At 45.4% G+C, this 13,564-nt stretch carries 12 protein-coding genes; all 12 read right to left on the reverse strand.

What is annotated here, in order from left to right:
* Window positions 1-950: flagellin (locus F0232_RS22135; RefSeq protein ID WP_171750974.1), on the reverse strand; the 950-nt coding region annotated here is incomplete at its 3' end.
* Window positions 951-1,423: 473 nt separating this feature from the next.
* Window positions 1,424-2,560, reverse strand: coding sequence for a flagellin (locus tag F0232_RS22140; protein WP_061034101.1), 1,137 nt, complete (start codon window positions 2,558-2,560; stop codon window positions 1,424-1,426).
* A gap of 419 nt (window positions 2,561-2,979) precedes the next feature.
* Entirely contained in the window at window positions 2,980-4,170 is a 1,191-nt protein-coding gene (flgL, locus tag F0232_RS22145) for a flagellar hook-associated protein FlgL (RefSeq protein ID WP_061034102.1), read from the reverse strand.
* A 9-nt stretch (window positions 4,171-4,179) separates the two neighbouring features.
* Complete coding sequence (gene flgK, locus F0232_RS22150; RefSeq protein WP_061034103.1) at window positions 4,180-6,060, reverse strand: flagellar hook-associated protein FlgK; 1,881 nt, start codon at window positions 6,058-6,060, stop codon at window positions 4,180-4,182.
* Between the two features lie 211 nt (window positions 6,061-6,271).
* Window positions 6,272-7,189: a flagellar assembly peptidoglycan hydrolase FlgJ gene (gene flgJ, locus F0232_RS22155; RefSeq protein ID WP_105059162.1), complete on the reverse strand. Its 918-nt coding sequence runs from the start codon at window positions 7,187-7,189 to the stop codon at window positions 6,272-6,274.
* Window positions 7,190-7,199: 10 nt separating this feature from the next.
* Window positions 7,200-8,291 (reverse strand): flagellar basal body P-ring protein FlgI, encoded by a 1,092-nt coding sequence (locus F0232_RS22160; RefSeq protein ID WP_008218243.1) that lies wholly within the window; start codon window positions 8,289-8,291, stop codon window positions 7,200-7,202.
* Window positions 8,292-8,385: 94 nt separating this feature from the next.
* Window positions 8,386-9,162, reverse strand: a complete 777-nt coding sequence (gene flgH / locus F0232_RS22165) for a flagellar basal body L-ring protein FlgH (protein WP_105059161.1) — start codon at window positions 9,160-9,162, stop codon at window positions 8,386-8,388.
* 89 nt (window positions 9,163-9,251) lie between these two features.
* The gene (gene flgG / locus F0232_RS22170; protein ID WP_004739713.1) at window positions 9,252-10,040 is read right to left on the reverse strand and encodes a flagellar basal-body rod protein FlgG; all 789 of its coding nucleotides are present in this window, start codon (window positions 10,038-10,040) and stop codon (window positions 9,252-9,254) included.
* Window positions 10,041-10,061: 21 nt separating this feature from the next.
* The gene (locus F0232_RS22175) at window positions 10,062-10,811 is read right to left on the reverse strand and encodes a flagellar basal body rod protein FlgF (RefSeq protein ID WP_004739714.1); all 750 of its coding nucleotides are present in this window, start codon (window positions 10,809-10,811) and stop codon (window positions 10,062-10,064) included.
* 251 nt (window positions 10,812-11,062) lie between these two features.
* On the reverse strand, window positions 11,063-12,367 hold the full coding sequence (gene flgE, locus F0232_RS22180; protein ID WP_008218239.1) for a flagellar hook protein FlgE: 1,305 nt from the start codon (window positions 12,365-12,367) through the stop codon (window positions 11,063-11,065).
* A gap of 49 nt (window positions 12,368-12,416) precedes the next feature.
* Entirely contained in the window at window positions 12,417-13,130 is a 714-nt protein-coding gene (flgD, locus tag F0232_RS22185) for a flagellar hook assembly protein FlgD (protein WP_008218237.1), read from the reverse strand.
* Window positions 13,131-13,147: 17 nt separating this feature from the next.
* Entirely contained in the window at window positions 13,148-13,561 is a 414-nt protein-coding gene (flgC, locus tag F0232_RS22190) for a flagellar basal body rod protein FlgC (protein WP_008218235.1), read from the reverse strand.
* Between the last annotated feature and the right edge of the window lie 3 nt (window positions 13,562-13,564).

A 13,564-nucleotide genomic window follows, 5' to 3' on the forward strand; every position in this document is an offset into this window, starting at 1 on the left:
TGGTCGAAACGGTTTTGGAAAGCACCTAGCTCTGCACGGTGGCTGTCTACGTACTTAAGTGCTGCATCGATTACTGCTACAGACTCTTGTGCGCCGCCAACAGACGTTACGTCGATAGTATCAACGGTTACGTCTTTACCCGCTTGAATGCCTAGCTCACCAGCAAGACCACCAGAGAAAGACACATCGCCGCTCACTTTGTTGTTACCAGTGAACATTTGTAGCTTGCCGTCTTCAGTCACAGACGCTTTAACAGAATCTTGCTGACCGTTGATGTAAGTCGCTAGCTCTTCGATGTCGTCACCCGCTTTTGCGCTGATGTCGATTTCTTGTGCTTGACCAAAGTTGTCAGTGAACGACAGTTTTAGGTCGTTAGAGCCCGCTTGTACGTTCCAGTCTTTGTCTTTAGCGTTCTCAGTTTGGTAGCTCTTACCACCCATCTGAGCGTTATCAGAACGCATGTCTTTCAGTTGAAGCATTACCGCTTCACCGTTATCCGCACCGATTTGGAATGATTTAGTACCGTGAGTACCGTTAAGTAGCTTGTTACCACCAAAAGACGTCGTTTCCGCGATACGGTTTAGCTCGTCGTTCAGTGCTGTTACTTCTTCTTGAATCGCTACACGCTCAGACTTAGAGTTTGAGCCGTTCGCAGATTGTAGAGAAAGATCACGCATACGTTGCAGGATGTTAGTCGTCTCGTTCATTGCACCTTCAGCGGTTTGTGCGATAGAGATACCATCGTTCGCGTTACGAACAGCAACGTCTAGGCCGCGGCTTTGAACGTTCAAACGGTTAGAGATTTGTAGGCCCGCAGCGTCATCTTTTGCGCTGTTGATTTTAGAGCCAGAAGCTAGACGCTCCATTGATGTTTGTTGTGCGCTGTTTGCGTTGTTTAGGTAACGTTGCGCAGTCATCGCTGAAACGTTTGTATTTACATTCACTGCCATGGTGATTTCTCCAATTGATTTTCCGGTATTGCGGTTTCCGACGTCTCGGAAAACCAAGTAGTTCTCTCAAAGTTACTTTTAATAACGGCGCAGAAATGATTAATCACCAAAGTTCTTGGAGACGGACAAATATTAGGCAAAAAGGTGAGCTGCTCTCACAAAGTCGGCAGAGAAAATTAAAACCAGCAGAGCGAGAAAACGAAGAAAGATCGTTAGAAGGGAAAATAAAACACAATCAGTAAAAAGGAAAAAGCCCCTTTTCCTTTGAGAGAACCGGGGCTAGTTGGCGCGTCAGAGCCTGTGTGGAGATCATCGAGAAATGAACACATTTCCGACTCGCCGTTGCATTCTTACCGTAAAAATGGATAGCAGGTGAGAGATGAGAGAGCTAAACACCCAATAGTAAGTATGCTTGCCAGTTTCCCTTGCTGCATGGCTCACGTCTGAACACGAGCAGCAAGTTCAACCAATAACTATTGCAATAGTGACATTGCAGAGTTAGGCAACTGTTTTGCTTGAGCAAGTATTGAAGTACCCGCTTGCTGCAGAATTTGTGATTTAGTCATTTGCGTCGTCTCTTTCGCAAAGTCCGTATCTTTGATTCGACTGTTTGAAGCGTCTACGTTCTCTTGAACGTTTGCCAAGTTATTAATGCTGTGGCTTAGACGGTTCTGTTTCGCACCCAAATCAGCACGCTGTGAATCTACGTACTTCATTGCAGAATCGATAACGCTGATAGCGTTCTGTGAACCAGCAACACTTGTTAGGCTGATATCTTGAACTGATGTTGCACGGCCTTCGCTCTTAAGACCAAGCTCTGATGCCAGGCCACCAGAGATAGACATAGCGCCATCTAGGTCAGGTTCTGCTACGAATAACTGTAAACGGCCATCATCAGTAACCGATGCGTTTACTAAGTCAGATTGACCATTAATGTAAGTCGCTAACTCTTCAATATCGTCACCCGCTTTAGTGTTGATATCTAGAACGATGTCTTCACCCGCTTTGGTTTTGAATTCAAACTTAAGATCGCTCGCTGTTGGCGGCACTTCCCAGTTCTTATCTTTCGCGTTTTCTGAATCGAACGTAGTACCACCCATACGGTAGTCATCTGCACGGATACTTGTCAGAGCCATGATCATTGCTTCACCAGAGTTAGAACCGATCTGGAATGAAGCTTCACCGAATGAACCGTTCAGTAGACGACGACCACCAAACGATGTGGTTTCCGCGATACGGTTAAGCTCATCTTGAAGTGCCATTGACTCTTCGTTTAGTGCTGTACGCTCTGCCGGCGAGTTAGTGCCGTTTGATGATTGAATCGCTAGATCACGCATACGTTGTAGTACGTTAGTCGATTCGTTCATCGCGCCTTCTGCTGTTTGAGCAATCGAAATACCGTCGTTGGCATTACGCATTGCCACATCAAGACCACGAGACTGAGCCGTTAGACGGTTCGAGATTTGCAGACCTGCCGCATCATCTTTTGCGCTGTTGATCTTGTGACCAGATGACAAACGCTCCATAGAAGTCGCTAAGTCATTAGACGCTTTGTTCAGGTAACGCTGCGCTGTCATTGCGGAAACGTTAGTACTTACATTAACTGCCATTTTGCTCTCCTTATGAGTTCGCAAGCTCTCTGCGAAGCGGCCAGCTTTACTCTCATATGGATAAGCACTGACCGTATGTTACTCAATAAACCTTATACAAGGTTTAAGATCTGTATTAATCATTTATAACCAACACAGATACAAGTTGTATGCCAAGTTTAATTTTGTATAAATAATTTTTTTATTAACTAATAATCAAGAACTTACAGAAAATTAAACGCGATTATGATTGTTTGCTTCTAGAGGATGAAACTACCTCTACCCGCTTGTTGCCGTTTTTTGCCGCTATATCAAGAAACACTATGTCTCGTACGAAAAAGCGGCAATTTTTGAAGTCATTCGCTCGTATGGCATAGCACATAAGGCAAAGAATCGACTCCGTGGTATTTAGCAGCCCACCACCAAATACCGATTAAGTATTAAATATAGTTAAACAAGGTTAGGTCTTTTGTTTTGCCAAACGCTTGCTGTGAAGCTTGCAATGCTCGAGAGTTTTCATTGAATTCAATGATGGCTTTCGAGTAATCCAAATCTTCAAAGTTGCTTTTCGCTTTCGCCAAAGACAACTTAAAGTCTTCATGTTGTTGCTCTTGAATATCCAATGTACTCAAACGGGCACCGACATCCGTTCTTGCTTTCGTTAAATGGATAAACGCAGCATGAAACTCTTCTGTCATTTGGTGCAGTTTTGCCGTTGCCGATGCATCGGACACAGGGTTTTCTACCTGTTCTGCCGCTTCTTTGAACGTGTCAAAGATCGAGAATGTCTCTCTCGGCTCTAAGGTGATCGAATCACCCTTGGTGACTTGTCCTTTAAACTGAATATTTAACCCTTCGTAGACAATGCCAGTCGCAGGGTCAAAATCTTCAGCAGCAACCACAGCGCCATCTTTTTCAAGTTGGTAGGCAAACTTACCGGTCTGCATATCAACAAAGGTTACTTTATAAGTAGAACCATCTTCTGCACTGTTGGTTGCACGACCAAGTAGTAACTCAGATGCTGGCTCTAGCTCGTATTGAGGCTCAAAATCACCGAATGGGTTATCTATTTCCATAAATAACTTACTGCCCGGATCATTCATCGCCATTTCAAAGCTGCTCGCTACACGCATCTTGCGCTGATAGTCATCTCCTTGATACGTCACCGTTCCTTCGTTATCGCGAAAGAAGGGCTGGCTTTTCGGCTTAGTACCAGCGAATGTGTAGTTGCCAGACTCGTCTTGAGAGTTCGCTAAGTACAAAAAGTTATTCGCTAACTCTTGGATTTCACGCTTCTTCGCTAAACGGTCTTCAGGTGACAGCGCACCGTTGATCATTTCCATCACGGTTCGTTTTGCTTCATCAGCAAAGCCTTCCGAGTTGGCGATCATCACCTCATGGTGCTCAAGGCGGTTTCTAACCAGAGTAATGGCATCAACGTACTGTTTAAGCTGCTCTGATTGCTGACCAATATTCTGTAAATAGTGCGTCGCTAACGGGTCATCACTTGGCGACTGCAGCTTCTTACCGGAAGCGAGTTGCGCTTGGTTGTGATGCACCTTGTTCTCTTGGCGGCGCAAGTCATTTTGTACGGACTGGTAGTTATGGAAGCTAGATATACGATTTAACATTTATACTTCCTACCTCAGAGCCAAAATAGTATTAAAGGTATCGTTAGCAGCTTGCATGATGCGTGAAGAAGCCATATACGCTTGTTGAAACTTCATCATATTTGCCGCTTCTTCATCAAGGTTAACCCCTGAGATTGAAGCAATACGCTCCTGGGCTGACTGCTTTTCTAACGTCGCAATATCACTCAAGCGATTGGCCGTTGAAGACTTCAGACCCGTGTTGGTATTCAGGTTGTGGTAAAGGTCTAGAATCGTAGACTCACCATCGTTCAAGATCTTGCCCGTTTGGAGATCTTGCAGCTTACGTAAGTTGCCATTGTCACCTTCTGATGGGACAAGGTTTGCCGTAAATTTGTCGTTTGCCAACGCGCCTGCCGTTAACTCGAAGGTCGTGCCGTTAATCGTCACCGGTCCTTGTGGCGGATACGGTTGAGGCTGCATTAAGATATTGCCTTTTGGATCCGTCACCGCAAATTGCTCGCCCTTTGGTGACACAATCACTTCAAACTCACGCAGTTGGCCTGCCTCTAGGATTTTGAAGCCAGCGGTGCCTTTGGCGAACGTCGTCGATGCTTCATAGCTTTGTGCGGCAATGTCTTTCGGATCTGTGGTTTCCATGTGAATCTGCGCGGCAAAATTACGCGTCGGACGCAGTAGCAGCTTTTCACCAAGTTCAGGCGGATTACGAATTTCGACGCGCATACCATCAAGATAAAACGCGTTGCCGCTTGAATCGGTACTCACTTTGACCGTTTCGCCACTTGGCTTGGTCACCACGTAATCACTACCATCGTATTTGAGACCGTACTCTCCACCTTTTAAGGCAGAAGTATCATCAATAAATACGGCTACATCGGCTTTGGACTGCCCACTTGCCGTCACACGAGATTTTGCCACCAGCTCTGAGTTCACATCGGTAAACAGGTTCTTGCCCACGTTGCCGTTGAGATCCAAACCTTGCTCTTGAAGCGCATTAACCTTGTACGAAAACGCAGTTGCCAAACGGCCAAGCTCATCCATGATGGCTGGGATGTGCTCATCACGCATGTCTAACATGGCACCGATTTTTCCATCAATGTCACTGCTGGTGATCGGCTTTAAAGACTTACCTTCAACAATCGCCAAGCGACGCTGGTGTGCATCAGGTAAACCATCCACCATTTTTAACTGGCTTGCCTCACTACCTGATACCAAGGTGTGGCCGTTACCAATATGGACATTGAAGCCTTCGGCATTTGAGCGCGGTGTCACCGTTACTTTGGTGTAACCAGAAAGCTCATTAATTAGCTTTTCATGCTGATCTCGCAGGTCGTTATGAGGTCCTGGAGTTCGCATCATCAGGCGTTGTACATCACGGATCTCGATCGCGAGTTGATTAACTCGCTCGATACCCATATCTAATTTTTTATTCGTAGAATCAGACTGTTGACGAACCGTTTCATGAAATTCATTCAACGTTTTACTCAGTAACCCAGCCTTCTCTATTACGACTTTTCGAGCACCAACGTCATTCGGTGTATCGGCTAAGGTTTTAACCGAGTCAAACCATTCATTTAGGTTTTCTGGAATCTTCTTCGAAGCCACCGAAGACAACATGCTCGACAACATATCCAAGTTGCCTTGAGTGTCGCCTTTGTTGGCGGCATTGGTTGTCGATAGGTTAAGTTCATTGACGGCAAATTGATCCCAAGAGCGGCGAACATTTTCCACATGCACACCCATGCCGTAGGTTTGACCACCGTACTGGCGCGGGTCATTAACACCTTGAATCACAGATTGGCGGCTATAGCCCTCTGTATTGGCGTTAGAAATGTTATGACCTGTGGTGTTTAGCTGTCTCTGAGCAGTAAGAACACTTTGTGCCCCTACATTCAGAAGATCCGACGCCATAATGCCCCCAAAAAACTTAACAAAATCAGGATAAGCTGATTAACTACCAGTTTAAAAAGCAATATATGTGCCAATAGAGAAAGAAGAGAGTTAAAAGGCGTTAATTTATTGAAGTATAAAGAGATAAGTAGATGTGGTGCTGTTGACTTTTAAACGGCAGATAAGAAAAGAGCCTGCCACTGGCAAGCTCTAAATGCTCAATCTAATTGACCTAATTCATCTCATCAATCTTAGCTTTAACTCGCAATACCTTATCAGCATAGTTAGGGTCAGTTGCGTAGCCTGCTTGATGAATACCTTTGATGAAGTTCTCCGAATTGCCTTGGTGCTGCAGCGCCGTTTCATACCTTGGGTTTTCGTTCAAGAACTTCACATAATCGTTAAAACTGTCTTCAAAACTTGAGTACGAACGGAAAGAAGCGGATTCTTTAACGGCCGTTTTACCATGGAACTCAAGTGTTTGAGTCGCCACTTTATCGCCTTTCCAACTTCTGTCGGCTTTGATGTTGAACAGGTTATTACTGTTACCTAAAGAGTTCTTGACCATCTTTGAGCCCCAGCCTGTTTCCAGTGCCGCTTGAGCCAATAATAGAGATGGATCTACACCAAGCGCGCTTGCCGCTTTTTCTGCGTAAGGCTTCATTGAGGTCACAAAGGATTCTGGTGAATCGAAAGAGGCTGGCTGTTTAGTCGCTGACGCAGATTGCACGTCTAGTGCTCTCTCTTCTGAACGGCCTGAGTACTGAGGTCGTTGCAATGAAGTATCAAAACCTTCACTACGAACCTTATCTTCTGTCGCGTCGCTTGCTTGACCCGCACTTAGCTGTGCAACAATCATATCCGCAAGGCCTAATGAGCCATTCGCGCTGAGCTCACTCGCCATTTGGTCGTCTTGCATCTGACGGTAGAACTGTTCGTTCTGGCTGTTCAACATATCCGATTTAAAGCTAGAGTTCGCATCGCGCATCGACTTAAACAACATTGAGGTGAAAATCGCTTCAAACTGTTTTGCCGCTGCGGTAAGTGCTTCTTTCTCACTGCCCTCTTCACCGTTTACTGCTTGTTGACGAAGGCGGTCTAGGCTGCCGATATCGTGAATAAAGCCGATGTCGTTGTTATTCTTAATCATGCTCTATTCCTTAGATAATGATCAGCTGGCCTTCAATCGCACCCGCTTGTTTCAGTGCTTGAAGGATTGCCATTAGATCAGAAGGCGCTGCGCCGACTTCGTTAACCGCACGAACCAAATCATCCAATGTTAAGCCAGGTTCGAACTTAAACATCTTGCCATCGGCTTCAGTGACTTCGATATCAGAATCTGGAACCACTACCGTTTGACCACCAGAGAATGCATTCGGCTGGCTCACGTTTAAGTTTTCTTTAATCGCGACTGTCATACCGCCGTGTGTTACCGCCGCCGCTTTTAGGCGCACGTGCTTACCAACGACAATAGTACCAGTACGAGAGTTAACGATGATTTTCGCTGAACCTTCAGCTGGGTCAAATTCAATGTTTTCGATTGCCGATAAGAACGCCACACGTTGGCTGATTTCTCGAGGCGCACGTACTTTTACAGACGTCGCATCGACCGCTGAAGCCATTTGTGGGCCTAAGAAATTATTAACTGCATCAGCCATGCGCTGCGCTGTTGTGAAATCTGATTGGATTAGGTTGAAGGTGATGTAGTCGCCACGGCCGAAAGGCGTTGGGATCTCTTGCTCTACTGTTGCACCACTAGAGATGATACCGACGTTAGGGTTATTGCCAACAATCTTAGAACCATCGTTACCCTGAGCACTAAAGCCACTTACCACTAAGTTACCTTGCGCGACCGCATAAACCTGACCATCTAGACCTTTTAGGAAGGTTTGTAGCAAGGTACCACCACGTAGGCTTTTTGCCGAACCGATAGAAGAAACCGTGACGTCAACTTCCTGACCTTGCTTAGAGAAAGCCGGCAGTTCAGCGGTAACAATTACTGCCGCTACGTTTTTGGTTTTTGGCTTAGTGCCAGGCGGCAATTGGATGCCAAAATTTTGCAGCATCGCGTTAAATGTTTGATCGGTAAAGGGAGTTGTCTCACCGGTACCCGGCAAACCCGTGACCAAACCATAACCGACAAGTTGGTTACTACGAACACCCGCCACTTTTGCCACGTCTTTAATACGCGCAGCATGGGCACTGGTGGCAAGAAATAGCATGCCGAATAGTACGAGTGTCAGTTTTTTCATTGAGTAACCTGTCTGTATTGCTTTAATTAATAATAACTTAGCGAAATATTGTTGAGTAACACGGGCTGTCAGTATGTCGACACCCTCTCAAGCTCTACAGAGATACATTAAAGAATCGTGCCAAGAATCCAGGCTCTTGCATATCTTGTTGCACTCCGGTACCTGAATACTGGATTCGAGCATTAGAAACACGGTTTGAAGCGATGGTATTGTCGAAATCAATATCGTCTGGACGGATGGTGCCACTTAAACGGATGTACTCATCACCGGTGTTCAATGTCATCCACTTTTCACCACGCACCACTAGGTTGCCGTTAGCAAGCACTTCAATCACTTCCACAGTAATGTAACCACTGATGCTGTTGCTCTGATTAGCAGAAGCATCACCTGCGAAGGTATTAGTGTTGCTTAGGTCATACGAAAAATTGTACTTGTCTATAGTCAGCTCTTGGCCGCCAACAGCCAAAGGCTCCATAGATGCATCGTTCGACTTAGACATATCTGCATTGGCTTTTTTCGTCGCACGAGTATTTTCATCCAATGCCACAGTAATGATGTCACCAATACCGCGAGGCTTTGAATCATCGTACATGCTGCCAATATGATTTAAGTTGAATAGTGAACCGGTTGCCGCTGCATAATGCTCTGGCTTCTGTTTTGGATTAATTGGCGCCCATGCAGGATCACCTGCGATAGGATCCGTTCTACCGCGAAGTGTGTCGATAATACCTGAGCTTTCTTGAGCCGATTTATCGCCTTCTACCGCATCAACCACTGTGGTCGCGTTCTCTTGTGCTGGCGTCTCTATTGGATCCAGTACAGTACAACCAGTCATCGAAGCTAACAGGGCTAAACAAAAAATACGTTTCATGGCGATATACTCTCAGCAAGTCGTGGTAATTAGTAGGCCGTGACGAACACGTCGATTAATACGAAACCAGTAAACGGCGAATAAACCGATTACAGCTGTTGGTTAACAAAGCTCATCATCTTGTCTACCGACGAGATAACTTTCGAGTTCATTTCGTAAACACGTTGAGCTTCGATCATATTCACAAGCTCTTCGGTTACGTTTACGTTCGATGTTTCTAGCATCGATTGGCGGATGTTACCTAGGCCATCGAAGCCTGGTACACCTTCTTGTGGGTCACCACTCGCACCTGTCGGCAAGTAAAGGTTCTGACCTACTGGTTCTAAACCGCCTGGGTTTACAAAGTCAGTAATAGTGATCTGACCTACCACTACGTTGTTTTGCTCGCCACGGAGACGAACCGATACCTCACCGTCGTTACCTACTGTCACTGAGATTGCATCTTCAGGAATAACGATTTCTGGTTGTAGCGGGTAACCTTGACCCGATGTCACGATTGCGCCGTCACCGTTCAATGTGAACTGACCATTACGGCTGTAACCTGTTTCACCGTCTGGCATCTCAACTTGGAAGAAGCCGTCGCCTTCAATCATCATATCTAAGCTGTTCGACGTTGTTTGTGCGTTACCGTGAGTGTGAACCTTTTGAGTCGCAACCACTTTAGAACCCGCACCTAGCATCAAACCACTTGGTAACTCAGTGTTCTGAGACGACTGACCGCCAGGCTGGTTAATATTCTGATAGAACAGATCTTCAAATACTGCACGGCTCTTTTTAAAACCAATCGTCGAGGCGTTAGCAAGGTTGTTTGAAATGGTTGAAATATTGGTTTGTTGGGCGTCTAAACCTGTTTTACTTACCCATAATGCTGGATGCATAGCAATTTCCTTTAAATTCTATTAGCTCATACGAAGCAGTGAATCAGACGACTTGTCCATTTCCTCTGCTGTGCTCATCATCTTGACCTGCATTTCAAACTGACGTTGTAAGTCAATTAGGCTGGTCATTTCACCTACAGCATTTACGTTACTGCCTTCGACTGCACCTTTTAGCAACGTTACCGCTGCATCTGCTTCGTATGCTTGATCTGGGTTTTTCGAACGGAATAGACCATTCGTATCTTTAAACAAACTTTGATTATCTGGACGTACAAGTTTAATACGATCAACAACCTCCAATTCCTCAGCTGGAGCGCCTTGAGGAATGACTGAGATCGTACCGTCTGTCCCAATTTCGACTTTACTGATTGGGATTGGCAGTGTGATTGGCGCGTCATTTTCGCCCAATACCAAGTGACCACTGGCATTGGTCAACAAACCGTTTTGGTCAACCTTTAGGTTACCGTTACGTGTTAAGCCTTCGCGACCAGTGTTGTCCATTACCGAAATCCAACCATCACCTTGGATAGTGACATCAAGATCACGACCAGTGGTAACAACACTACCCTGCGCAAAATTATGTCCTGGACGTTCTGTCATGCTGAAAACACGAGTAGGCATACCTTCGCCATACGCTTGCATTGAACGCGCTTGTGCTAAATCAGCACGGAAACCCGTTGTACTTACGTTGGCAAGGTTGTTTGCACGTAGCTGCAAAGCTTGCATATTTTGCTTAGCGCCACTCATGGCAAGAAACAGTGCGCGATCCATAATTTTGCTCCAAAAATCATCTTCTGGGGCTAATAAAGCAAACACTGTGCCAATATTTTTAACTGTTATTTATCAACAATTTAAATGAAAAACAAACAAGAAAGGTGATCACAAAAGGATCATTGAGGAAGAATTGTTGCCAGTGGCATTACCGGGCGGCAATAAGGGCGGCAAATAAAAAAGCAAACAACAATACCCAATTCAATAACATTGAATTGGGTATTCACAGATGATTCAAACGTTAGAAACGATTAACGAATCTGAAGAATATTCTGTTGTAGTTGGTTGTGTACTTCTAGAGAACGCGAGTTCGCTTGGAAGTTACGTTGAGCAGAAATCAAATCAACCAGTTCTTGAGTCATATCGATGTTCGACTGCTCAAGTGAGCCGTTGTTGATACTACCAAATGAACCTTTATTCGATTCACCCCAGATTTTGTCACCTGAGTCGTTAGTAGAATCCCACTGGGTACCGCCTTTCTTATCCAGACCTTGCTCGTTTGGTACGCGTACTAGGCCAACACGACCAAGCATTACGTTTTCACCATTTGAGTAAGTACCTAGAACACTGCCGTACTCATCGAAATCGATTTTGGTTAAGAAACCTGTTGTTGCACCATCTTCATCAAACTTAGTCAGTTCAAACGGAGCCGCAAATTGGGTTGAAGAATCTAGACCAAACTTAAGCACTTGTGTTGGATCTGCACCGTTCAAGTCGATTGGGTTCGCACCAGCACCTAGTGGGTCCGAGTTTATCGGTTGACCACTGTTCAAGCTTGCTAACGTACCGTCATTGTTGAACTTCATTGTGTGACCAACATGACCTTGAGCATTCGTTGCATCACCACCAGTAATGTTGAGTGGCTTCTCGCCAGTCTCATCAGTCATGGTGTAGTACGTCTGCCAAGTATTTGGTTGCGTCTGATCTTTGAGGTAGTAAGTCGTTAACTTGTAAGACTGGCCCATAGAATCGTATACCGTCGAAGACGTTGCACGGTTATAGGTATCAGCATCTTTGAAGTTAAATGCAGCCGGATCTTTAAGGTCACCGTTTGCAGGAAGGTTAACCCCTACTTCAATGTTTTCTGTCTGCTTTGGCTTACCAAATTCAGCTGGAATGTCGAGAGGCTTTGGCGCATAAGAAAGAACTTCACCCGAGTTTGGATCAACATCGTAACCTAAAAGAAACTCATCGTTAGCCGTAACCATGTAGTTGTCTTTGTTTAAGTGAAATGCACCATTACGTGTTAGTTCGTTAATCTCTGGCACCATACGGTCTTTCGCTACCGCAAAGAAACCTGTACCACTTACGCGTAGATCCATTGGGTTGTTTGTATAAATACTTGAACCTTCGTGGAACTGTTGCGCCACTTGGCTAGCTTGCGCACCGCCACCTGACGTCGTTTTTGCGTTTGTAAACAACGAGTTTGAGTAAACATCACCAAATTCAGCACGAGACTCTTTAAAGCCAAATGTGTTTGCGTTCGCAATGTTGTTACTGGTTGTATTCAGGTCTAATTGTGCAGCGGATAGGCCGCTTAAAGCTACATATGACATTCCAATATTCTCCTAATCTATCTAGCTAGCATGTTCACTCACTTAAGAGCTACGCTTTACCAACTTCTAGTACTTCAGCAAGTCGTACTGGCGATGTGAAACCAGCCAGATTGAGTAGTACGTTGCCATCACCCTTACCAAGAAGCACACTGTTCACGTTCGCATAGCTGGAAACTTGGAACTCTGTGTTCTCGCCATCCAGTAAACCCGACGCTTTCACGTTGTATTTACCGGCCGGCAATGGGTTACCGTCTTCGTCTTTTCCGTCCCATTCAACACGTGTATCGCCTGAAGGTTTAGAGCCAATATCAAAAGTGCGAACTAATTGGCCCACTTCGTTCTCAACACGGACCATAACATTGTCCATCGCTTGAGGAAGCTTAACCATTGCCGCCATACCGCCATCACCTTGCTTTACACCTGCCGCACCAGGAACCAACACATCACGACCAACCAAAGAGGAGGCCTGCAGTGCTTGGTTAGAGGTCATCGATGAGTTCAAGCTTTCAAACTGTGAATTCATTTTGCCGATGCCATCTACGGTCGCAAATGAAGCCATTTGCGCAATCATCTGGTCATTGCTAACCGGCTTAAAAGGGTCTTGCTGTGCTAGTTGCTTAGTCAACAAAGATAAGAAATCTTCTTGCTTAAGATCCTGCTTACCTGTTGTTTCGTCGGGCTTCTTAGCGCCATCTTGAAGACTCTTCAGCTGGTCAACATAGGACAAGCCGCTTTGACCAACATTGTTGTTGATTCCAGCCATGTGCTACCTCCTTATCCTTATTGACCCATCTGCAGCGTACGCAGCAGCATTTGTTTACTCGAGTCAGCAACCTGTACGTTCGTTTGGTACGCACGTGATGCCGAAATCATATTTGCCATCTCTTCCATAACGTTCACGTTAGACTTGTAAATGAAGCCTTCGTTGTTCGCTAATGGGTGGTCTGGGTTGTACTCCGCGCTCAGCGGCTTATCGCTTTCCACAATACCTAATACTTTCACAGGCACAGTGTGGTCACTGTTGCGTGCTCGATTTAACTCAGCGCCGAACACTGCGTGGCGAGCCTTGTAAGTTTCTTTAGCAGAACTACTTACACTGTCCGCGTTTGCAAGGTTGCTCGAGGTCGTATTTAGACGAACAGATTCAGCACTCATCGCAGAACCAGTCACATTGAATACATTAAATAAGCTCATCTA

The organism is Vibrio sp. T3Y01, assembly GCF_013114525.1.
Taxonomy (GTDB): domain Bacteria; phylum Pseudomonadota; class Gammaproteobacteria; order Enterobacterales; family Vibrionaceae; genus Vibrio; species Vibrio chagasii_B.

Bases quoted from the DNA above. Each gene is read 5' to 3' on its own strand.
- F0232_RS22140 (WP_061034101.1), bottom strand. From the start codon at position 2,560: ATGGCAGTTAATGTAAGTACTAACGTTTCCGCAATGACAGCGCAGCGT.
- F0232_RS22160 (WP_008218243.1), bottom strand. From the start codon at position 8,291: ATGAAAAAACTGACACTCGTACTATTCGGCATGCTATTTCTTGCCACC.
- flgC (WP_008218235.1), bottom strand. From the start codon at position 13,561: ATGAGCTTATTTAATGTATTCAATGTGACTGGTTCTGCGATGAGTGCT.
- flgE (WP_008218239.1), bottom strand. From the start codon at position 12,367: ATGTCATATGTAGCTTTAAGCGGCCTATCCGCTGCACAATTAGACCTG.
- flgD (WP_008218237.1), bottom strand. From the start codon at position 13,130: ATGGCTGGAATCAACAACAATGTTGGTCAAAGCGGCTTGTCCTATGTT.
- flgL (WP_061034102.1), bottom strand. From the start codon at position 4,170: ATGTTAAATCGTATATCTAGCTTCCATAACTACCAGTCCGTACAAAAT.
- F0232_RS22175 (WP_004739714.1), bottom strand. From the start codon at position 10,811: ATGGATCGCGCACTGTTTCTTGCCATGAGTGGCGCTAAGCAAAATATG.
- flgJ (WP_105059162.1), bottom strand. From the start codon at position 7,189: ATGATTAAGAATAACAACGACATCGGCTTTATTCACGATATCGGCAGC.
- flgK (WP_061034103.1), bottom strand. From the start codon at position 6,060: ATGGCGTCGGATCTTCTGAATGTAGGGGCACAAAGTGTTCTTACTGCT.
- flgH (WP_105059161.1), bottom strand. From the start codon at position 9,162: ATGAAACGTATTTTTTGTTTAGCCCTGTTAGCTTCGATGACTGGTTGT.
- flgG (WP_004739713.1), bottom strand. From the start codon at position 10,040: ATGCATCCAGCATTATGGGTAAGTAAAACAGGTTTAGACGCCCAACAA.